This is a genomic window from Eikenella sp. Marseille-P7795, assembly GCF_916618725.1.
GTDB classification, from domain to species: Bacteria; Pseudomonadota; Gammaproteobacteria; order Burkholderiales; family Neisseriaceae; genus Eikenella; species Eikenella longinqua.
The window spans coordinates 24,704-45,353 of record NZ_CAKAJZ010000002.1; the positions used below are offsets into that span (position 1 = coordinate 24,704).

At 62.2% G+C, this 20,650-nt stretch carries 17 protein-coding genes and 1 pseudogene; 10 read left to right on the plus strand and 8 right to left on the minus strand.

The window, feature by feature from the left end; all coding sequences use genetic code 11:
- Nucleotides 1-100 precede the first annotated feature (100 nt).
- From LG371_RS03470 to LG371_RS03485, 4 genes are all read right to left on the minus strand, one after another.
- On the minus strand, nucleotides 101-877 hold the full coding sequence (locus tag LG371_RS03470; protein WP_067592629.1) for a ferredoxin--NADP reductase: 777 nt from the start codon (nucleotides 875-877) through the stop codon (nucleotides 101-103).
- 8 nt (nucleotides 878-885) lie between these two features.
- Nucleotides 886-1,683 carry a J domain-containing protein gene (locus LG371_RS03475; RefSeq protein WP_067592626.1) on the minus strand — a complete coding sequence of 266 codons (798 nt, stop codon included), beginning with the start codon at nucleotides 1,681-1,683 and terminating at the stop codon, nucleotides 886-888.
- A 182-nt stretch (nucleotides 1,684-1,865) separates the two neighbouring features.
- Nucleotides 1,866-2,297 carry a DUF4124 domain-containing protein gene (locus tag LG371_RS12325; RefSeq protein WP_305054837.1) on the minus strand — a complete coding sequence of 144 codons (432 nt, stop codon included), beginning with the start codon at nucleotides 2,295-2,297 and terminating at the stop codon, nucleotides 1,866-1,868.
- Nucleotides 2,298-2,427: 130 nt separating this feature from the next.
- Nucleotides 2,428-3,237 (minus strand): outer membrane protein assembly factor BamD, encoded by an 810-nt coding sequence (locus tag LG371_RS03485; RefSeq protein WP_067592620.1) that lies wholly within the window; start codon nucleotides 3,235-3,237, stop codon nucleotides 2,428-2,430.
- Here LG371_RS03485 and rluD point away from each other — a divergent pair.
- The 6 genes and pseudogenes from rluD to menA all read left to right on the plus strand — a co-directional run bounded on the left by rluD (nucleotide 3,236) and on the right by menA (nucleotide 7,647).
- A complete protein-coding gene (rluD, locus tag LG371_RS03490) occupies nucleotides 3,236-4,354 on the plus strand; it encodes a 23S rRNA pseudouridine(1911/1915/1917) synthase RluD (protein WP_225747761.1) in 1,119 nt (372 codons plus the stop codon). The two genes, LG371_RS03485 and rluD, sit on opposite strands and share 2 nt — an antisense overlap.
- Nucleotides 4,355-4,461: 107 nt before the next feature.
- Nucleotides 4,462-5,013 carry a hypothetical protein gene (locus LG371_RS03495; protein WP_067592618.1) on the plus strand — a complete coding sequence of 184 codons (552 nt, stop codon included), beginning with the start codon at nucleotides 4,462-4,464 and terminating at the stop codon, nucleotides 5,011-5,013.
- Between the two features lie 205 nt (nucleotides 5,014-5,218).
- Nucleotides 5,219-6,195: pseudogene (thiL, locus tag LG371_RS03500) on the plus strand (thiamine-phosphate kinase).
- A 24-nt stretch (nucleotides 6,196-6,219) separates the two neighbouring features.
- On the plus strand, nucleotides 6,220-6,690 hold the full coding sequence (locus LG371_RS03505) for a phosphatidylglycerophosphatase A (protein ID WP_225748044.1): 471 nt from the start codon (nucleotides 6,220-6,222) through the stop codon (nucleotides 6,688-6,690).
- Nucleotides 6,675-7,094, plus strand: a complete 420-nt coding sequence (locus LG371_RS03510; protein WP_225747762.1) for a hypothetical protein — start codon at nucleotides 6,675-6,677, stop codon at nucleotides 7,092-7,094. The genes LG371_RS03505 and LG371_RS03510 overlap by 16 nt, the downstream gene beginning before the upstream one ends.
- Nucleotides 6,994-7,647, plus strand: coding sequence for a 1,4-dihydroxy-2-naphthoate octaprenyltransferase (gene menA / locus LG371_RS03515; RefSeq protein WP_225747763.1), 654 nt, complete (start codon nucleotides 6,994-6,996; stop codon nucleotides 7,645-7,647). The genes LG371_RS03510 and menA overlap by 101 nt, the downstream gene beginning before the upstream one ends.
- 95 nt (nucleotides 7,648-7,742) lie before the next feature.
- Here the strand turns inward: menA and LG371_RS03520 are convergent, their stop codons facing one another.
- The 4 genes from LG371_RS03520 to purL form a co-directional block, all read right to left on the minus strand.
- On the minus strand, nucleotides 7,743-8,372 hold the full coding sequence (locus LG371_RS03520; protein WP_067592605.1) for a tetratricopeptide repeat protein: 630 nt from the start codon (nucleotides 8,370-8,372) through the stop codon (nucleotides 7,743-7,745).
- Nucleotides 8,373-9,665, minus strand: coding sequence for a histidine--tRNA ligase (gene hisS, locus LG371_RS03525; protein WP_225747764.1), 1,293 nt, complete (start codon nucleotides 9,663-9,665; stop codon nucleotides 8,373-8,375).
- Between the two features lie 208 nt (nucleotides 9,666-9,873).
- Nucleotides 9,874-10,449, minus strand: coding sequence for a hypothetical protein (locus tag LG371_RS03530; RefSeq protein WP_156503522.1), 576 nt, complete (start codon nucleotides 10,447-10,449; stop codon nucleotides 9,874-9,876).
- 32 nt (nucleotides 10,450-10,481) lie between these two features.
- Nucleotides 10,482-14,486 carry a phosphoribosylformylglycinamidine synthase gene (purL, locus tag LG371_RS03535; protein WP_067592596.1) on the minus strand — a complete coding sequence of 1,335 codons (4,005 nt, stop codon included), beginning with the start codon at nucleotides 14,484-14,486 and terminating at the stop codon, nucleotides 10,482-10,484.
- 142 nt (nucleotides 14,487-14,628) lie between these two features.
- Here purL and LG371_RS03540 point away from each other — a divergent pair, with 142 nt between their 5' ends.
- From LG371_RS03540 to ppc, 4 genes are all read left to right on the plus strand, one after another.
- Nucleotides 14,629-14,967, plus strand: coding sequence for a P-II family nitrogen regulator (locus LG371_RS03540; RefSeq protein WP_067592593.1), 339 nt, complete (start codon nucleotides 14,629-14,631; stop codon nucleotides 14,965-14,967).
- Between the two features lie 162 nt (nucleotides 14,968-15,129).
- Nucleotides 15,130-15,891, plus strand: coding sequence for a hypothetical protein (locus LG371_RS03545; RefSeq protein WP_067592590.1), 762 nt, complete (start codon nucleotides 15,130-15,132; stop codon nucleotides 15,889-15,891).
- Complete coding sequence (locus LG371_RS03550; protein ID WP_067592587.1) at nucleotides 15,879-17,816, plus strand: prolipoprotein diacylglyceryl transferase family protein; 1,938 nt, start codon at nucleotides 15,879-15,881, stop codon at nucleotides 17,814-17,816. The genes LG371_RS03545 and LG371_RS03550 overlap by 13 nt, the downstream gene beginning before the upstream one ends.
- A gap of 24 nt (nucleotides 17,817-17,840) precedes the next feature.
- A complete protein-coding gene (gene ppc / locus LG371_RS03555; RefSeq protein ID WP_225747765.1) occupies nucleotides 17,841-20,543 on the plus strand; it encodes a phosphoenolpyruvate carboxylase in 2,703 nt (900 codons plus the stop codon).
- Nucleotides 20,544-20,650 lie beyond the last annotated feature (107 nt).

A 20,650-nucleotide genomic window follows, 5' to 3' on the forward strand; every position in this document is an offset into this window, starting at 1 on the left:
TGATGGACATTTGGGTTGGTAAAAAACTCAGGCTACCTGAAAAACGAAAAACCGTTTTCAGGTAGCCTGCTTATTTCTCACAACCAATCGTTATCCAAGATTAAAACGCATTCTCCATCATAATCTGCCCGGGGATGCGGTTGCGGTGCATGGCAAAGCCGAGCTGGAGCAGGGCTTGGAAGGTGTCTTTCACCATGGCCGGGTTGCCGCAGAGCATGAAGCGGCTGCGCTCGGCGGTAAACGGCAAACCGAAGGCGCGGCTGAGGCTGCCGTCTTGCAAAAGCTGCGGCAGGCGGCTGTGCAGCGCGCCGGCCTGCGGCTCGCGGGTGAGCACGGGCACGAAGCGCAGCTTGTGGAAATCCTCGCCCACCAGCGGGTGTTCGGCCAAAGCGCGGATGCGTTCGTTGAACACGGCTTCTTCGGCATAGGACACGGAATGCGCCAGCGCCAAGTGCTCGAAGCGCTGCCAAATCTGCGGCTGCTGCAAGATGGAAAGGAAGGGGGCGATGCCGGAGCCGGTGCACAGCATAATCAGGTCCTGCCCGTCGGGGAAACGCTCGGGCAGCAGGAAGCCGGTGGCGGTTTTGTCGAGCAGGATGCGGTCACCCTCTTGCAGGGCGGCGAATTTGGCCGACATGGGGCCGTCTTCAATCAGCACCACGAAGTATTCCAGCGTGTCGTCGTATTCGGCGGACACCACGGAATAGGCGCGCCAGATGAAGCCGGAATCCTGCGGGAAGCCGAGGCGGGAAAACTGCCCGGCGGCAAAGCGGTATTCGGTGGGTCGGCTGATGGCGAAACTCATCAGTTTCGGCGTGTGCCGTTTCACCCACAATACGGTTTCTTCGGTGTATTTGGGGGCGGGGGATGCGCTCATATGGTTCCTCAGGGTGTGGGCGGGAGCACGATGCCGGCATCGGGGTACACGGGCGAATCGCCTTGTTTTTCAATCGGCCAAACTGCGGTTTGGGTGTTTTTGCCGCTGTCTAAGTCGATGTAAAACAGGCGGTATTGGCCGGCGCCGAGCTCGTATAGCGTGAAGAAGCCCTGTGTGGGCATATAGAAGGTGCGGATATTTTGCCAGGTGCCGTCTTGCTGCATTTGCAGCTCCACCATGCGGTCGGCGCCGTGGTTGGCGATGCTGGCGATGGATTGCCCGTTTTGCGCGGCCACGGGATAGCCGGCGATGTAATCGGAAAAATACGGCCAGGCGCTGCCATTGGGGGCTTGGGCGGGGCGTTGGTAGGCTTGGCCCTTGCCGCTCTCGGCCAGCTGCGCCACGGCCGAGGGCGGGCTTTTCTGCGCGTTGCCGCCCGCTCCGGCGAGCCACCGCCATGCCTGCAACACCAGCAAGCCCAGCAGCAGGCCGATGCCGAGCACCAGCCAGAATTGCTTGTTGCTTTGCCGTTTGCGCCAGGCGATGGCGCGTTGCAGCAGCGGGCTGGCGGCTTTGGCCTGGCGTTGGGCGGCAATCCAGGCGTCGTGCCGTTTGCGCTGCTCGGGGTCGGAGAGCACGGCGTAGGCCTTGTTGACCAGCTGCATGATGCGCAGGGCTTCGGCGTTGTCGGGGTTGAAATCGGGGTGGTAGCGTTTCGACAGGCGGCGGTAGGCCTCGCGTATCTCCTGATCCGTGGCGGTTTCGGGCACGCGCAGGTTGCGGTAGTGCGTGGGGATGGCGGGCATGAGGCTACCTGAAAGTGTCAGCTTCAGCGAAGCTAAATCGATGTCTTGGCATAGCCAAGGCTGAATTTCTGCAAAACTAAAATAGGGCGGGATTCCGGCCGGAAACCGGCTTCGCTGGTTTTTCAGGTAGCCTTCAAACGCTTCAGGCTACCTGAAAACCAAACCGGCGAAGCGGCAGGCGCTTATTTGTTCAGGCTGTTCACTTCCTGCTGGGCGCGGTTCACTTCTTCTTCCAGCTTACCCACGCGCTCGAGATAGCGGGCGTAGTTGCGCTCGTTGCCGTAGCGCACTTTGCGGCCCTCTTCCAGGTTTTGCTGGGCTTGGCGCAGGCGTTCGGCTGCGGCGGCGCGCTGGCTCTCGTTGGCGGCAGATTCGACCAGGGCGGGCGCGGCGGCGGCAGGGCTACTGTAATCGGTGGCGGCGGGCGCGCTGTGGGCGGGTGCCGGATAGGTGGTGACGCGGCCGAGGTTGGCGGCGCGGCAGTTGGCGCCGGGCACGGGGCTGGAGGTGTAGCTGCGGCGGCCTTGGCGGTCGGTGCATTCGTAGGTGGCGGCACTGGCTGCGGCGTAGAGGCCGAGCAGGCAGGCGGCAAACAGGGGGGAGAGTTTGTTCATGGCATATCCTTTTTGAGGCAAGGCGTTTCTGTTGAAAAGGCTACCTGAAAACATTTGCTTCGGCGCAACCAAAACGGGCAATGCGGTTTCGGCGGCACAAACTTTTTCAGGTAGCCTCAAAAGGGGCAGACTATTTCCAGTAGCGCCACCACGGGATGTCGTCGGGCTGCCAGTCTTTCTGCAAATAGGGGCTTTGCGGGAAGTTTTGCGCCAGCACGCGGCGGGTGTCGTCGCTGAGCTGCTGCTGGCCGAGGCGTTTGTAGGCGGTCATCATGATGGCGAGCGATTCTTCCACGTAGCGCGTGTTTTGATAGCGGCTGATGATGCCTTGGGCACGGTTGGCAGCGGCCAGATAGGCACCGCGCTGCATATAGTAGCGGGCGATGGCGATTTCGTTGCCGCCCAGCGCGTCCACCAGGCGTTCCATTTTCTCGCGGGCGTCGGCGGCATATTTGCTTTCGGGGAAGCGGGTAACCAGCTCGTTGAAGATTTGGTAGGCTTCGCGGTTGGCTTTCGGGTCGCGGTCGGACCAATCCTGCGAGGCCAGCTTGTTGAAGATGGACTTATCTTGGTTCAGCACAATCAAGCCCTTCAGATACAGCGCGTAATCCGTGTTCGGGTGATTGGGGTAGAGCTTGAGGAACTGCTCGATGTGCGCCCGCGCCTGGGGCTGCTGCTCGTCTTTGTAATACACATAGGCGGTATCCAAATGCGACTGCACCGCCTGGCGCGTGTTGGGGAAGCGCGCCCGCAGAATTTCATATAAGCGCACCGAGCGGCTATAATTGCGGCTCTCCATTTCGTCGTGCGCCTCGGCATACAGCTTTTCCACCGACCAATCCTGCGTAACCTGCGCATCTTTGCTCACAGCGGTGGTGGAAGTGCTGGAGCAGGCCGACAGCATCAGCGCCAACCCGGTAACCAAAAGAATCTTTTTCATGCAGAACATTTCTTCCTATAGCAATAACGACGCCGATTATAACGATGATTTCGACTTTTCGGCAGAGGCAGAAGCGGAAAATTGTATAAATTTAACCGTGCCCACCGATTTGGCCGGCCAGCGGCTCGATGCCGCCCTGGCCAAACTGCTGCCCGACTATTCCCGCAGCCGCCTCAGCGCCTGGATTAAAGACGGCGCCGTATTGCTGGGCGGCGAGCGCGCCCTGCCCAAAGAGCGGCTCATCGGCGGCGAAAAGCTCGAAGTGCACATACAGCCCAGCCACGAAACCCAAGCCTTCCAGCCCGAGCCCATGCCGCTGGACATCGTGTTTGAAGACGACAGCGTGATCGTATTAAACAAACCCGCCGGCCTCGTGGTCCACCCCGCCGCCGGCAACTGGAGCGGCACCCTGCTCAACGGCCTGCTCGCCCACTGCCCCGCGCTCTCCGCCCTGCCCCGCGCCGGCATCGTGCACCGCCTCGACAAAGACACCAGCGGCCTGATGGTGGTGGCCAAAACCCCCGCCGCGCAAAACAGCCTCGTGCAGCAGCTGCAAGCGCGCAGCGTGAAACGCATCTACCGCGCCGTGGCCGACGGCATCGTGCCCTTCGACGGCAAAATCGACACCCTCATCGGCCGCGACCCGCACAACCGCCTCAAAATGGCCGTAGTCGAATTCGGCGGCAAAAGAGCCGTCACCCACGTGAAAGTGCTCGAACGCTACCAAAGCCACAGCTACATCGAATGCGCCCTCGAAACCGGCCGCACCCACCAAATCCGCGTGCACCTGCGCGAAGCCAACCACCCCCTCGCCGCCGACCCCGTATACGGCAACCCGCGCCACCCCGCCTCCGAAGCCGTGAAAGAAGCCGTGCGCCAGCTTGCCCGCCAAGCCCTGCACGCCTACCGCCTCAGCTTCACCCACCCCGAAAGCGGCCAAATCGTGCAGTTTGAAGCCCCCCTGCCCGAAGACATCCACCACCTGCTCTCCGTATTGCGCTGGGAATGCGGCATGGATTCCCCCCTCAGCCACAACCAGCCCCCCGCCGAGCCGGAAGACGAAGACGATTGGAACGACGACGATTACGACGTGGAAACCATCTACGTGCGCGATTAGAGGCTACCTGAAAAATAAACTTCAACGAAGTGAGCCGACGTCTTAGCGCAACCCAAACCGAATTTCTGCGAAGCTAACAACCCCACGAAACCAAAAGGAACGCCGCCATGCCCGCCAAACTCCTCCGCCTGTTCTGCCTGCTGGCTCTGCTCACTGCCTGCGGCGAAGGCAAACTCGGCGCCAGCTGGGAAGAAGAAGTGCAGCTGGGCGATGGCACAGTAGTGCTGGTGCGGCGCACCTTGGAAGGCGACATCAACCACAACCCCGAAGGCGCCGACTTCAAACCGAGCAAAGACGAAGTGGTTGTGCTCGATGCCAAAGGGCTGGATAAGCCGCCCGTGTGGAACAGCAGATGGCGCCCCGTGCTGCTGGACAGGGATGCGCAAGGCGTATGGTATGTGGTGGTCACATCCGTATACTGCTTCGATTGGCCGAGCCCCGGCTTCCCCTACACCCAATACAAAGCCATCAACGGCCAATGGCAGATGGTGCCGTTCGACCTCAGCCTCGACAGACGCCCCGCCAATTTGGAATGGCATATCAAACGGCAGATGCCGGAACGCTTGTATTTAAGGGATAAACCGTTTGAGCCGAAAGGAACTGGATTGATGCCTTACAGATACCAAGGAATATGGGTGGATGATAGATCACCATGTTAAATAATCTGAAAACACTTCCCCACCCAGCAAACAGGCTACCTGAAAGCGTGAGCTTCAACGAAGTTAAAACAACGTCTTGGCGCAGCCCAAGCCGAGCTCCCGCACAGCAAAACACCGGATTCCGCCAAGCAAAACGTAACCCAAAGGCTACCTGAAATTTTCAGGTAGCCTCCCGCCCACCCCCAAACCACCCCGCCATGCCCCAATCCACCGCAAAACCCTCGGCGAATTCGACTTCATCCGCCGCTACCTCGCCGCCAAGCAGCCCGCCGACCCCGATCTCCTGCTCGGCATCGGCGACGACGCCGCCATCGTCCGCCCCCGCCCCGGCTATGATTTATGCTTCAGCAGCGACATGCTGCTCGCCGGCCGCCACTTCTTCCCCGAAGTTCCCCCCGCCGACCTCGCGCATAAAATCCTCGCCGTAAACATTTCCGACATGGCCGCCATGGGCGCCCGCCCGCGCTGGGTGATGCTCAGCGCCGCCCTGCCCGCGCTCGATCCCGCCTGGCTGCAAGCATTTTCAGGTAGCCTTTTCGCCATGCTGCGCCAATACGGCATCACCCTCATCGGCGGCGACACCACCAAAGGCGATCTTGCCTTCAACGTGGCCATCACCGGCGAGCTGCCCGCCGGCCAAGCCCTGCGCCGCAGCGGCGCACAAAACGGCGACGACATCTGGGTGTCCGGCCAAATCGGCCTTGCCGCCGCCGCCCTGCACCACATCTGGCAAAAAATCAGGCTACCTGAAAACCTGTTTGCCGAATGCGAAGCCGCCCGCCTGCGCCCCACCCCGCGCGTCGCCCTCGGCCAAGCCCTGCTGCCCCTCGCCACCGCCGCACAAGACATTTCCGACGGCCTCGCCCAAGACCTCGGCCACATCCTGCGCGCCTCCGGCACGGGCGCCGAGCTCTTTGCCGACCACGTGCCCACCGCCCCCGGCCTGCGCCAATGCCTGCCCGATCAAAGCCTACACGAGCTCACCTCGCCGGCGGCGACGACTACGAGCTCGTGTTCACCGCCCCGCCGCAAGAGCGCCCCGCCGTGCTCGCCGCCGCCGCAAGCAGCCGCACCCCCATAGCCCGCATCGGCCGCATCAACGGTTCGGGCTACCTGAAAATCCTGCGCGCCAACGGCAGCGAGCTGCACCTTTCCCAATTAGGATTCGACCACTTTGGCTAAACAACAACCCGCCTTCCGCCCACCCTGCGCTGGCTGCTGCGCCGCCCCGCCTGCTTCCTCGGCTTCGGCTTCGGCAGCGGCCTCGCCCCCTTTGCCCCTGGCACCTTCGGCACCCTGCCCGCCCTGCCCATTGCCGCCCTGCTCATCGCGCTGGGCATCGAAGGCTGGCTGCTCGCCCTCCTCTGCCTGCCCCTGTTTGCCGCCGGCATCTGGATTTGCAACCAAACCGAAGCCGCCCTCGGCGTGCACGACTACGGCGGCATCGTGTGGGACGAAATCGTGGCCATGCTGCTGGTGCTCGCCTTCACGCCGCAAAGCTGGCCCTGGTGGCTCGCCGCCTTCGCCGCCTTCCGCTTCTTCGACGCGGTAAAACCGCCGCCCATCCGCTGGTTCGACCAACGAGTGAGCGGCGGCTTCGGCGTGATGCTCGACGACATCATCGCCGCGCTGATGAGCCTGCTTGTAATCCGCGCCGCCGTGTGGCTGCTGCATTAACGCCGCCGCATTTTTCAGGTAGCCTCTCCCTATTCCCACCCGCCATGCCCCTGCTCCCCACCCTGCTCTCGCTCGCCCGCCCGCGCACCCTGCCGCTGGCTGCCGCCGCCATATTTTGCGGCAACGCCCTGGCCTGGCATGCCAACCCCGCCGCCTGGCGTTTCGGCGTGTTTGCCCTCTCCCTGCTCACCGCACTCGCCCTGCAAATCGTTTCCAACATCGCCAACGACTACGGCGACGGCCTGCGCGGCACCGACCGATACCGCGCCGCCGAAGCCCCGCCCGCCTCACCGCCGCGCGGCGGTGGCCCCACCGCAAGTGCGCCGCATCCTCGCCGCCGCCATCCTCTCCGCCCTGCTGCTCGGTGGCACGTTGCTTGCCGTGAGCCTGCGCAGCCCGCGTGAATGGCTCACCTTCCTGCTACTCGGCGCGCTCGCCACCGCCGCCGCCCTCGGCTACACCCTCGGCCGCTATGCCTACGGCTACCGCGGGCTGGGCGAAATCAGCGTATTCCTGTTTTTCGGCCTGCTCGGCGTGCAGGGCAGCGCCTACCTGCAACAGGGCGCCTGCCCGGGCGCAGGCTGGCTGCCCGCCGCCGGCTGCGGCCTACTCGCCGCCGCCGTGCTGCACATCAACAACATCCGCGACATCGAAAGCGACCGCCGCTCCGGCAAACACACCCCCGCCGCCCGCCTGGGCTTTGCCCGCAGCCAAACCCTGCACAGCCTGCTCCTTGCCGCCGCCGTCGCCTGCTATGCCGCCTATCCCGTTTCCTCCCCCGCCGGCCTCATTTGGCTCGCCGCCCTGCCCCTGGCCGCCGCCCACCTGCGCCGCCTCTATGCCGCCGCCACACCTGCTGCCGCCGGGCGCGAACTGCCGGCCATCGTGCGGCTGGCGTTTGCCGTTAATTTCCTATTTGGCGCGGGTTTGCTGCTTGATTCCCTCATTCCCGCCTAATTCGCATATCCCCAAAAGGCTACCTGAAAACCAAAAGCGGCTGTTGCCACGGGATTTCCCGCCGGCAACAGCCGCCTTCATTTTGGGCGCTGCGTTTAGCTCATCTGATCGATTTTCAGCTGCAAAAACTGGCGGCCTTCGTCTTCCTGCGGCAGTTTGTCGAGCGCCTGCTTATAGGCGGCGGCGGCTTCGCTGCGTTTGCCTTGCGCGGCATACACATCGCCCTTGGTTTCGAGCAGGATGCCGGCATAGGCTTCATCGGCAGGCATAGCCAGGGTGGCGAGCGCGTCATCGTATTTCTGCTGCTCCAGCTGCACCACGGCCAGGCGCTGGATGGCCAGGGCGCGGATGAGCGGGTCTTCCTGGTATTTGAGCACCCAGTTCAGGTGGCCGGCGGCTTCGTCGTATTTGCCCTGCTCAAAGGCGGTGCCGGCCTGCATCAGCGTGGCCTGCGCGGCAGATACGCTGCCGGAATAGTCGCTTTGCAGCCGGGCGAGCAGCTTGGCGGCTTCGGCGGGCTTGCCGGCCTGACTGTCTTCCGCCCACTGGTCGAACACGGCCACGGCTTCGCTGCCCACGCCGCGCTGGTGGCTGCGGTACACCACCCAGCCGAAATAGCCGATGGCGGCCACCACGAGCAAGGCAAACAGCCAGCGCCCCCAGCTGCGCCAGAAATATTTGAAATTCTCAATTTCTTCTTGGTCTTTTAAATCGTAAACAGCCATTTAACCTATCCATTCGTTCAGTTGTTTAAGCAAATCGGCAGCGGGCACGCTCGCTTGGCCGCGCCCCTGCTGCATGTCTTTCAGGCTCACTTTGCCTTCGGCCAGCTCGCCCTCGCCCACAATCAGCGCCACTTTGACGCCGGAGGCATCGGCCTTTTTCATTTGCGCCGCCAGCTTTTGGCTGCCGGAATGCTGCAATACGTTGAAACCGGCAGCGCGGGCGGCGGCGGCATACTGCATGCTGGCCAGCAGGGTATCGCCGCCTTGGTGTATCACATAAATATCGGGCGCGGCATCGGCTTGCAGGCTGCCGTATTCGTACACCAAGAGCAGCAGGCGCTCCACGCCCATGGCAAAACCGATGGAGGGGGCGGGTTTGCCGCCGAGCTCTTCAATCAGGCCGTCGTAGCGGCCGCCGCCGCACACGGTGGCTTGCGCGCCGAGTTTGTCGGTGGTCCATTCGAACACGGTTTGGTTATAGTAGTCCAGCCCGCGCACCAGGCGGTGGTTTTCCACATAGGCGATGCCGAGGCCATCGAGCAGGGCTTTGAAGCCGGCGTAGTGGGCGCGGGAGGCTTCGCCGAGGTAGTCGGCCAGGCGCGGGGCGGCGTTGCAGATTTCCTGCAAATCGGGGTTTTTGCTGTCCAGCACGCGCAGGGGGTTGGTGTGCATGCGGCGGCGGCTGTCTTCGTCTAGCGCCGCTTCGTGCTGTTTCAGGTAGCCTACCAGGGCGGCGCGGTGGGCGGCACGCTCTTCGCGGTTGCCCAAGCTGTTGATTTCCAGGGTGAGATATTGGCTGATGCCGAGCTCGCGCCACAAATCGGCGCACATGGCGATGATTTCGGCATCGATATCGGGGCCTTCGTAGCCCAGGGCTTCCACGCCCACTTGGTGAAACTGGCGGTAGCGCCCTTTCTGCGGGCGTTCGCGGCGGAACATGGGGCCCATATACCAGAGTTTCTGCGGGCCATTGTAGAGCAGGTTGTGCTCGACCACGGCGCGCAGGCAGGAGGCGGTGCCTTCGGGGCGCAGGCTGAGGCTGAGGGTGTCGTTGGAATCGGCAAAGGTATACATTTCTTTGCCCACCACGTCGGTGTCTTCGCCGATGGAGCGCACGAACAGGCCGGTCTGCTCCACGATGGGGGTGCGGATTTGGCGATAGCCGAAGCGGCGCGTCCAGGCGCCCACGGTGTTTTCAAAGGCCTGCCAGAAGGCGGCGGTGAGCTTGAAATCTTTCTGCTCCACCGGCAGGAGGTCGTTCATGCCTTTTACGGCTTGGATTTTTTGTCCCATGATTCGCTTTGGGGATTGCTTAAAGATAAACGGAAGTGCGGATTATAGCGGATATGCGCCGGTTCGGGCTAAGGCTGTGTGGAAGGCTACCTGAAAATCTTAGTTTGGCAGATGCTCGCGGCACTCGTTTTCACTGCGTTGGCGCTGCGCTTTAGCTTCGCAGAAACTCGCCCTTGGCTGCGCCAAGACATCGTTTTCAGGTAGCCTGCTATCCGATTGAATCGAATCCTTCAAAAACAGCCTGGCGCGGTGCGGCGCGCAGGGCGGCGGTGGCATCGGATTCGCGGGTGAGCTTAAACCAAACTTCATCCAGCGAGCAGCCGATGAAGAAGGGCTCTTCCCTGAAGTCGAAAGCGTAAATATCGAATTCGTTTTGGCTCGGCCTGCTTTCAATATCCCAAAACAGATACGTGCCGGATTCGCTTTTGGCAAAACATTCCATCCTGGCCATCAGGCGGAGGTGTTGCTTGGAGAAAAAGCCTTCGTATTCTTCTAAATCATAAAGATAGGTGGCTTTCACCGCTTCCCTTGCCTGCTGCCAGGAGTCGCAATATTGCGGGTTTGCCGGAATGTGGACGAGGTAGTTCCCCAGCGCCCTGCCCCAGCCGTAGTGCCTGGCAAAGCGTTGATAGGAGGCGGGAAAGCCCTTGCCGTTAGCAAAACGGAAGTTTGCCAGTTCGTTTGGATCGCCGAATATTTTGGAGGGTTTTAACACCAGCAGATTGATTTCCATGCCTTGCTCCGTTCTGCGCATAATGGAGGCTACCTGAAAAATGGTTTTCACATTTTCAGGTAGCCTTTGCCCTGCCTTGCACTTTAGCCGAACACTTTGCGCGCGGTGGCAAACATGCGGTACCAGCCGGCCAATTCGCTATCGCGCCATGCTTCGGGCAGCCAGCTCATCTGCGCGCTGCGGTACACGCGCTCGGGGTGCGGCATCATGATGGTGGCGCGGCCGTCGGCGGTGGTAACGGCGGCGATGGCTTGCGGCGAGCCGTTGGGGTTGAGCGGGTAGGTTTGCGTGAGATTGCCCTGCCCGTCGATGTATTGCATGGCGGTGTGCAGGCCGGCGGATACTTGGTTGGCAGGCTGCCCCAGGTGGCTGAAATCGGCGCGGCCTTCGCCGTGGCTCACCACCACGGGCAGGCTGCTGCCGGCCATGTCGGCCAGAATCAGCGAGGGCGATTTCGGCACGCGCACCATGCTCAGGCGGGCTTCAAACTGCTCGCTCTCGTTGCGGCGGAACTTGGGCCAGGCTGCCGCGCCGGGGATGATTTCGGCGAGGTTGGCCATCATCTGGCAGCCGTTGCACACGCCCAAGCTCAGCGTGTCGCCCCGGGCGAAGAAGGCGGCGAATTGGTCGCGCAGTTTGCTGTGGAACAGGATGGATTTGGCCCAGCCTTCGCCTGCGCCGAGCACGTCGCCGTAGCTGAAGCCGCCGCAGGCAACGAGCATTTGGAAGTCTTCCAGCCGGGTGCGGCCGGCCATCAGGTCGCTCATGTGCACGTCGTAGGCGTCGAAGCCGGCGCGGGTGAAGGCGGCGGCCATTTCCACGTGGCCGTTTACGCCCTGTTCGCGCAGCACGGCGATTTTGGGCTTGAGGCTACCTGAAATATAGGGCGCGGCGATGTCTTGCTTCACATCGAAGCTGAGCTCGGCGAAGAGCTTGCCGCGCTCTTTGTCGGCCAAGAGGGCGAATTCGCTATCGGCGCAGGCGGGGTTGTCGCGTAGGCGCTGGATTTGGTGGGAGGTGGACTGCCAGGCGCGTTGCAGGTCTAAGCTGTTTTCACGGAAGAGCTCATCATTTTGGCAAGTAATGATGATATTTTGATGCTGGGTGCTAAAACCGATTTCTGCAATCATGTGTTGCACCAAAGCAATACCACATTCAGGGCTGTATCGGGTTACCTTTCCTAAACCTTGCTCTTCAAACAATTCATACAAATAAGCTTTATCTTGTGTACGCACTTGCAGCACTGCACCCAACTCTTCATTGAACAACAATTTGTTTACCAAGCAAGCAAACTCGTCGTCAGGCATAGTATCCTGCTGTTTATCCAACCAATTCAGCATTTGTTCAGACTGGTAAGCAAGCTCGCCTATATCAATATCCAATCCGCACCGCCCCGCAAATGCCATTTCCGCCAGCGTGGCAAACAGGCCGCCGTCGCTGCGGTCGTGGTAGGCGAGCAGTTTGTCTTCCTGCACCAGCTGCTGAACCACGTCGTAAAACTTTTTCAGGTAGCCTGCTTCGATGTCGGGCGCTTCGCCGCCCAATTCGCCGTACACCTGCGTGAGCGCCGAGCCGCCCATGCGGGCTTTGCCGAAGCCCAAGTCCACTAGCAGCAGCACGCTGTCGGCCACCGGCTTGATGTCGGGGGTAACGGTTTTGCGCACGTCCCGCACGGGGGCGAAGGCGGTGGCCACCAGGCTCAAAGGCGACACCACGGCTTTCTTCTCCGCGCCCTCCTGCCACACGGTTTTCATGGAAAGGCTGTCTTTGCCCACCGGGATGCTCACGCCGATTTCCCGGCACATCTGCGACACGGCCTGCACGGTGCGGTAGAGCTTTTCGTCTTCGCCCGCATTGCCGCAGGCGGCCATCCAGTTGGCGGAGAATTTGATGTGGCCGATTTCGCCGATGTTGGCGGCGGCGATGTTGGTAACGGCTTCGCCGATACACATCCGGCCCGAAGCGGGCGCGTCAAACAGCGCCACGGCGGGCTTTTCGCCCATGGCCATGGCTTCGCCGCGGTGGGTGTCGAAGCCCATGATGGTTACGGCGCAGTCGGCCACGGGGGTTTGCCAGCGGCCGACCATCTGGTCGCGGTGGGTGAGGCCGCCCACGCTGCGGTCGCCGATGTTGATGAGGAAGTTTTTGGCAGCCACGGCGGGCAGCTGCAACACGCGGTAGGCGGCTTCATTCAGCCCGATGCGGCTACCTGAAAACGGTTTTTCAGGTAGCCCTACCGTGTGGTCGGTGCGGGTGGTTTTGGGTGGTTTGCCGAGCAATACGTTGAGCGGCAAATCCACGGGCTTGTTGGCAAACAAATCGTCGCGCACCTGCAAGTGGCCGTCGTTGGTGGCCGTGCCGACCACGGCGAAGGGGCAGCGTTCGCGTTCGCAGATTTGGCGGAAAGTATCCAAATCTTTTTCCAGAATCGACAGCACATAGCGCTCCTGCGCTTCGTTGCACCAGATTTGCAGCGGGGTGAGACCGTGTTCTTCCAGCGGCACGTCGCGCAGCTTAAACACCGCGCCGCGCCCGGCATCGTTCACCAGCTCGGGGAAGGCGTTGGAAAGCCCGCCCGCGCCCACGTCGTGGATGGCGATAATCGGGTTGGCCGCGCCGAGCTGCCAGCAGCGGTCGATCACTTCCTGCGCGCGCCGTTCGATTTCGGGGTTGCCGCGCTGCACGGAGTTGAAGTCGAGCGCGGCATCGTTGGCGCCGGTGTCCATTGATGAGGCCGCGCCGCCGCCCAGGCCGATGAGCATGCCGGGGCCGCCGAGCTGAATCAGCAGCGCGCCTTCGGGGATTTCGTGCTTATGCGTTTGCTCGGCCTGGATGTTGCCCAAGCCGCCGGCAATCATAATCGGCTTGTGGTAGCCGCGCATTTGGCCGTCGAACTCGGCTTCGAAGGTGCGGAAATAGCCCAGCAGGTTCGGGCGGCCGAATTCGTTGTTGAAGGCGGCGCCGCCGATGGGGGCTTCAATCATGATGTCGAGCGGGGAGGCGATGTGGGCGGGCTTGCCGTAGCCGTGTTCCCAAGGCTGCTTGAGCTCGGGGATATTGAGGTTGGAAACGGTGTAGCCGGTGAGGCCGGCTTTGGGGCGCGCGCCTCGGCCGGTGGCGCCTTCGTCGCGGATTTCGCCGCCGGCGCCGGTGGCCGCGCCGGCAAAGGGGGCGATGGCGGTGGGGTGGTTGTGCGTTTCCACCTTCATCAGGATGTGCGTGTCTTCTTCGCGGAAACGGTAGCCCTGCGCGGCGTCGGCGTGCGGATAAAAGCGTTTGATTTTGGCGCCTTCGATTACGGAGGCGTTGTCTTTATAGGCCACCACCGTGCCGGCGGGTGCGGCTTCGTGGGTGTCGCGAATCATGCGGAACAGGGATTTGGGCTGCTTTTCGCCGTTTAAGATAAAGTCGGCGTTGAAGATTTTGTGGCGGCAGTGTTCGCTGTTGGCTTGGGCGAACATCATCAGCTCCACGTCGGAGGGGTTGCGCTGCAAGGCGCGGTAGTTTTCCAGCAGGTAGTCGATTTCGTCGGGCGAAAGTGCCAAGCCCAAGTCGGTATTGGCTTTTCCCAACGCGGCGCGGCCGCCGGAAAGCACGTCTACCGTGGCGAAGGTTTGCGCTTCGGGGTGGGCAAACAATTTGGCGGCTACCTGAAAATCGGGCAGCACGGATTCGGTCATGCGGTCGTGCAGCAAAGCCGCCCATTGGCGTTTCTGCTCTTCGGAAAGGCTACCTGAAAGCCACACCGCCATGCCGCGCTCGATGCGGCCGATGCCGGCAAAGCCGCAGTTTTTGGCGATTTCGGTGGCTTTGGAAGCCCAGGGGGAAATTGTGCCCAGGCGGGGGGTGATGAGGAAGAGGTGCAGACTGCCGGAAGACTGCGGCAGCTCCCGCGCCATCTGCCCGGCCAGTAGGGCTTCGAGCTTGCCCGTTTCTTCTGCGTTCGGCTGGGCGGCGCAATCGGCGAAATACCAGTATTCGCTGCGGATTTCGGTTTCAGGTAGCCTCAGGGCGGCGGCTTTTTGCCGCAGTTTTTCAACACGGAAATCAGACAGGGCGCGCTCGCCGCGCAGGAAGAGGATAGGCATGGTGCAGACTCGCAGGAAAGGAATGGACAAGAGTGCGCGATTATACGCCAAATCCGCCCCGCCCTGTCGGCATCTTGGCGGCGATTGAAAGCGCGGCGGGCTTGTGGTAGCTTTGCCTCCGGTTCACACGAGGACAACGCCCATGAAAAAAATCGAAGCCATCATCAAGCCATTCAAACTCGACGACGTGCGCGACGCGCTCACCGACATCGGCATCAACGGCATGACGGTAACCGAAGTGAAAGGTTTCGGCCGCCAGAAAGGCCACACCGAAATCTACCGCGGCGCGGAATATGCGGTGGACTTCCTACCCAAAATCCGGCTGGAAATCGTGCTGGAAGACAGCATGGTGGAGCAGGCGGTTGAAACCATCGTGCAGGCCGCCAACTCCGGCAAAATCGGCGATGGCAAAATCTTCATCCTGCCGGTGGAAGGCGTGGTGCGCATCCGCACCGGCGAGCGCGACGAAGCCGCGCTGTAGGCCGGGCGCACACCAAGCAACCCGTTTTCCTCCCCATCCCCGCCACTTCATCTAGGCCGCCGTCGGCAACCCCGCGCCGCCGGCAAAGGCTACCTGAAAGCTTGGCCTAAGCGGCAACCTCGTTTTTCAGGTAGCCCCAAGCGGCCGCACCGCCCATCCATCATGTTCCGCCTGCGCAAACACTATTTCGACGGCATCGACCCCTCCGGCAACGCCCTGATTGCCTACGCGGCCGAGCTGCATTGCCACGGCCTCACCCTGCCCTATTCCGCCCTGATTTTCAGCCCAGCCGAAGGACGCACCAGCGAGCGCAGCTGCCTGCGCGCCCCGCAGCTTTTCCCCGGCGGCATCCAACAAGCCAAGCTCGGTTTCGAAGGCCGCTGGCAGGCGCTGGCCGACGGCGTCCGCCTTGCCCTGCCGGCCGGCAGCGGGCAACTGACATGGCATGCCCACACGCCGGCCGCCCGTTTTCAGGTAGCCTTAAACGGGCGGGAATACCATGGCCTGGGCTATGCCGAAACGCTGGAAATGGACTTTTGGCCGCAACGGCTGCCCCTGCGCGAGCTGTATTGGGGGCGCTTTGTGTCGGAGGCACATTATGCGGTGTGGATCGAATGGCGCGGCGAAGTGCCGCTGCGGCGTTTGTTTTACAACGGCCTGCTCACCGAAGATTTCGTGCTGGAGGCCAGCGGGCTGTCGGCGCCGGCATTCGGCCTGCGCTTGGATTTTGCCGCGCCGCAAACGATTAAAGACGAGCCGCTGCTGGCCATTGCCGAGCGCAATCCTGTGCTGCGGCTATTGTTTGGCCGGCGCTTCCTATCCAGCCGCGAACAGAAATGGAAAAGCCGCGCCACCTTGAGGCTACCTGAAAATATTGCCGTGGAAGGCTGGGCTTTATACGAGAGGGTGTTATGGCAAAAATAAACCTTGCTCTGCAAAAAACGGCTTATGCCGCCGTGTTCTGCCTGCTGCTGCCGCTGCTGCTGATTTTTTGGGCGCGGCACACTTCGGGCGCGGTGCGGCTGCCGGTGCCGCCTTATCCGCTGGCTGGCGCGCTGCTGGCGGCGGCCGGGCTCTCGCTGATGTTGTGGGCGATGCACAATTTGTGGCACCGCGGCGGCGGCCTGCCGATGAATGCGTTTCCGCCGCAGCATTTCGTGGCTTCGGGCGCCTACCGGCTGTGCCGCCACCCGATTTACACCGGCGCGGTTTGGCTGTGTGCGGGCACGGCGCTGTATGCGCAGTCGCCGGGCGGGCTGTGGCTGGTGTCGCCGCTGTTTGCGCTGCTCACAGCGGCTTATGTGGCGGGCTTCGAGCGCGAGGTGATGGAGAGGCAGTTCGGCGCGCGCCCGCTGCTGCACTACGGCTGGTTCAGCCTGCCGCCAGACAACGGGCACGAGGTTTCTTTCTCTAAGCGGCTGCTGCTCGGGCTGGAGATTTGGCTGCTGTGGCTGCTGCTATATGAAGCATTTGTGTGGCTGGGGGTGCCGCCGGATGTGTGGTATAGCAACGGCGCTTGGGATGAGGCGGTGCCGCTGTGGGGCTTCAGCGTGGTGTTTTATGTGCTGCTCTATCCGTGGGCGGGGCTGCTGCCGCTGTGTTTGCGGCAAAACCGTCTGCTGCGCGGCTTTGCCTTGGATGCCTTTTGGGGCATGGCGCTGATTTTTTATTGTTATCTCGTTATTCCGGCTGCCGTGCGCTACGGCAGGCTACCTGAAAATTCTTTATGGCTGCACTGGATTGCGCAGGGGCGGGAATACGACAGCGCGGCGGCGGCGCTGCCTTCGTTCCATGTGTTTTGGGCGCTGCTGGCGGCACGCTATTCTTGCCTATGCCGCCCGCAGTGGCGTATGGTATGGGCTGTGCTGGCGGCGTTGGTGATCATGAGCTGCCTGACCACGCACAACCATACCTTGGCCGATGTGCTGGCCGGGGCGGCTGCTTATTTGGCTATCCGCCACCGGCAGCCGATATACCGCAGGCTGCTGCGTGCTGCCGAAGCGATTGCCAATTCGTGGCACGAATGGCGTTTCGGCCGCCTGCGGCTGATCAACCACGGCTTTTATGCTGCCTTGGGCGGCGTATGCGGTTTTCTGGTGCTGGCTTATTTGCTGCCGCAGTATCTGTGGGTGGTGTGGTTGCTGGGCATCGCCGGATTTATCGGCGCGGGCTTGTGGGCGCAATGGGTGGAAGGCTCGTCGGCGCTGCTGCGCCCGTTCGGCTACTACGGCAGCGTGCTGGGCATTGTGTTGGCCGGCTGCCTGATTGCCGCCTGCTCGGATTTGGGCGGCTGGACGCTGTTGGGCACGGCCGCGCTGGCTGCCTGCCCCATCCAGCTGTTCGGCCGCTGCCGCTGCCTGATTCAGGGCTGCTGCCACGGCATCCCCACCGAGATGCCGGGCATACGTTTTTTCCACGAAAAATCGCGCGTGTGCAAACTGGCCGGCTGGCAGGGGCAAAACCTGCACCCCACCCAGTTTTACTCCATCGCCGCCAATTTCCTGAGCTTTTTCCTGCTGTGGCGCTTATACCGACTGCACATGCCCGCTTCGTTTATTGCCGGCATGTATTTGATTCTCAGCGGCGCGTTCCGCTTCGTGGAAGAATCGCTGCGCGGCGAACCGCAAACGCCGTATTTTCTCGGCATGCGCGTGTACCAATGGCTGGCGCTGGCCTCCGTGTTGGCTGGCATCCTGTTTACCTGCCTGCCCTCCGCCCCGCTGTTTTCAGGTAGCCTCCCTGCCCGCTGGCCACTGCATGCTTTGGCCTATTTTGCATTAATCTGGTGCGTGTACGGCTTGGATTATCCTAACAGTACGCTGCGCTTTTCCCGGCTCACCCAAGAATAACCCTCTGCAAAGGAACTCCCCGCTATGCTCGAACAACCCCAGCATCCCTACAAAGACGCCCCCCTCTTCGACGACGTCGCCTTCCTCACCGATGCGCTGCAAACCGTGCTCGCCGCGCAAACCGACCGCCCCGTGCAAGACGCCGTGGCCGCGCTGATTAGCGGCGAAGCGCCGCAGGAAGTGGTGGCGCGCAGCCTGCCGCAGCTCAACGACCAGCAGCTCGAAGACCTCATCCGCGCCTGCGGCCTGTTTGCGCAAATCCTCAACATTGCCGAAGACGCGCACCACCAGCGCCGCCGCCTCGCCCACAGCCACACCCGCGACAATGTGAAATCCACCTTCGGCCACACCCTCGAGCTGCTGCGCCAGCAGGGCGTGAACGCCGAAGCGCTGCAACAACAGCTCGACCACACCGAAGTGGCTGCCGTGCTCACCGCCCACCCCACCGAAGTGCAGCGCCAAACCATCCTCACCCTGCACCGCCAAATCCGCAACCTGCTCGACCGCCGCGCCAGCCAGGCCGGCCAAAACGAAGACCGCTTGCAGCAGCAGGTGCAAACCATGCTGTGGACGCTGTGGCAAACCAATGAAAACCGCCACTTCAAAATCACCGTAGCCGACGAAATCAGCAACGGCATCATGTATTTCCCGCTTAGCTTCTTTACTGCCGTGCCCGGCGTATACCGCAAGCTGGAGGCCGCGCTTCAGGCAGCCTACCCGCACAGCCGCCTGCCCAACGTGCTGCACATTGGCGGCTGGATTGGCGGCGACCGCGATGGCAACCCATTCGTGTCCGCCGACACCCTGCGCGCTGCCTTCGCCCAGCAGGTGAGCGCCGTGTTCCGCTTCTACCGCAGCCAGCTGTATAAATTGTATGAAGAGTTGCCCATGTCGGTGCGGCGCGTCAACGTGAGCCCCGAAGTGCTGGCTTTATCTGCCCAATCGCCCGACACCGAGCGAGCGCACGAAGAAGAGCCCTACCGCCGCGCCCTGGCCTACATCATCGCCCGCACTGTGGCCACCGCCCGCAAATTTGGCAGCGGGCTGGGCAGCCTGTTCGGCCTGCTCGAGCCGTATGCCACGGTGGAAGAATTTTTGGCCGACCTGCACGCCATCCGCGCTTCATTGTGCGACAACGGCAGTCGCCTCTTGGCCGACGGCCGCCTGGCCGACCTCATCCGCTCCGCCTCCGTGTTCCGCTTCTATCTGATGCCGCTGGATTTGCGCCAGCACGCCCAGCGCCACATCGACGTGGCCGCCGAGCTCTTTGCCGCCGCCGGCCTGGAAAACCTGCAAGAGCTGGGCGAAGCCGAACGCGAACGCGTGCTGCTGCGCGAATTGTCTTCCCCGCGCCCGCTGCACAGCCCGTTTGCCCAATACAGCGAAGCCACCGAGCACGAGCTGGCCATTTTCCGCGCCGCCGCCGCCATCAAAACCGAATTCGGCGAAGACGCCATCCGCCAGAGCATTATTTCCAACGCCGAAAACGCCAGCGAAATGCTGGCCTTGGCTCTGATTATGAAAGAAACCGGCCTGCTGCGCCTGAATGCCGAAGGGCTACCTGAAAGCCGGCTCAACATCGTACCGCTGTTTGAAACCATCGAAGCGCTGCAAGAGTGCATCGGCGTGATGGATCACCTCTTCTCCCTGCCCTGGTACCGCCACCTGCTCGCCGGCCGCAGCAACATCCAAGAAATCATGCTCGGCTATTCCGACAGCAACAAAGACGGCGGCTACGTGACCAGCCAATGGGTGCTGTATCAGGCCGAGCAGGCGCTGGTGAAACTGTTTGCCAAACACCAAGTGCGCCTGCGCCTGTTCCACGGCCGCGGCGGCAGCGTGGGGCGCGGCGGCGGCCCCTCCTACGAAGCCGTGCTGGCGCAGCCCGCCGGCAGCGTGGCCGGACAGATCCGCATCACCGAGCAAGGCGAAGTGATCACCGCCAAATACGCCGACGCCGACAACGCCGAGCGTAACCTGGAAACCCTGGTGGCCGCCGCACTCGAAGCCAGCCTGCTGCCGCACCGCACCGAAGAGCCCGACGCCGCGCTGATGCAATCCCTCTCCGACGCCGCCTTCGCCTACTACCGCGCGCTCATCACCCATCCCGATTTCGTCGATTACTTCCTGCAAACCAGCCCCATCAACGAAATCGCCAGCCTCAACATCGGCAGCCGCCCCGCCAGCCGCAAAACCCTGGCGCGGATACAGGATTTGCGCGCCATCCCCTGGGTGTTCTCCTGGACGCAAAACCGCCTCATGCTGCCCGCCTGGTACGGCTTCGGCAGCGCCGTCGAGCAGCTTCTGCGCGACAACCCCGCCAACCTCGAACGCCTGCGCCACATGGTGCGGCACAGCGCCTTCTTCCAAGCCATGCTCTCCAATATGGAACAAGTGATGGCCAAGGCCGATCTCGACATCGCCCGCGCCTACGTGGGCCTCGCCGCCCAGCCGCAGGCCGCCGAAGCCATGTTTGAGCGCATTGCCGGCGAATTCGAGCGCAGCCGCCGCGCCCTGCTGCAACTGATCGAGCAAGACCACCTGCTCACCGACAACCGCACCCTAGCCCGCTCGCTCACCCTGCGCATCCCCTATCTGAACGCGCTCAACTGGCTTCAGGTAGCCCTGCTCGCCCGCCTGCGCCGCCACCCCGGCAACCCGCAGCTCATCCACCTCATCCACCTCACCATCAACGGCGTGGCACAAGGCCTGCGCAATACCGGCTGATGCCCGTTTCCCGCAAACGGCAGGCAAAAAAAGGCTACCTGAAAACGCAGCGCAGCGAAGTTTCTGCGAAGCTAAATTTTTCAGGTAGCCTTTACTTAGTAATACTA

What these genes read in the sequence shown, in the direction of transcription:
- LG371_RS03470 (WP_067592629.1), bottom strand. Translation starts at nt 877, where the DNA reads ATGAGCGCATCCCCCGCCCCCAAATACACCGAAGAAACCGTATTGTGG.
- LG371_RS03475 (WP_067592626.1), bottom strand. Translation starts at nt 1,683, where the DNA reads ATGCCCGCCATCCCCACGCACTACCGCAACCTGCGCGTGCCCGAAACC.
- LG371_RS12325 (WP_305054837.1), bottom strand. Translation starts at nt 2,297, where the DNA reads ATGAACAAACTCTCCCCCCTGTTTGCCGCCTGCCTGCTCGGCCTCTAC.
- rluD (WP_225747761.1), top strand. Translation starts at nt 3,236, where the DNA reads ATGCAGAACATTTCTTCCTATAGCAATAACGACGCCGATTATAACGAT.
- LG371_RS03485 (WP_067592620.1), bottom strand. Translation starts at nt 3,237, where the DNA reads ATGAAAAAGATTCTTTTGGTTACCGGGTTGGCGCTGATGCTGTCGGCC.
- LG371_RS03495 (WP_067592618.1), top strand. Translation starts at nt 4,462, where the DNA reads ATGCCCGCCAAACTCCTCCGCCTGTTCTGCCTGCTGGCTCTGCTCACT.
- LG371_RS03520 (WP_067592605.1), bottom strand. Translation starts at nt 8,372, where the DNA reads ATGGCTGTTTACGATTTAAAAGACCAAGAAGAAATTGAGAATTTCAAA.
- hisS (WP_225747764.1), bottom strand. Translation starts at nt 9,665, where the DNA reads ATGGGACAAAAAATCCAAGCCGTAAAAGGCATGAACGACCTCCTGCCG.
- purL (WP_067592596.1), bottom strand. Translation starts at nt 14,486, where the DNA reads ATGCCTATCCTCTTCCTGCGCGGCGAGCGCGCCCTGTCTGATTTCCGT.
- LG371_RS03540 (WP_067592593.1), top strand. Translation starts at nt 14,629, where the DNA reads ATGAAAAAAATCGAAGCCATCATCAAGCCATTCAAACTCGACGACGTG.
- LG371_RS03545 (WP_067592590.1), top strand. Translation starts at nt 15,130, where the DNA reads ATGTTCCGCCTGCGCAAACACTATTTCGACGGCATCGACCCCTCCGGC.
- LG371_RS03550 (WP_067592587.1), top strand. Translation starts at nt 15,879, where the DNA reads ATGGCAAAAATAAACCTTGCTCTGCAAAAAACGGCTTATGCCGCCGTG.
- ppc (WP_225747765.1), top strand. Translation starts at nt 17,841, where the DNA reads ATGCTCGAACAACCCCAGCATCCCTACAAAGACGCCCCCCTCTTCGAC.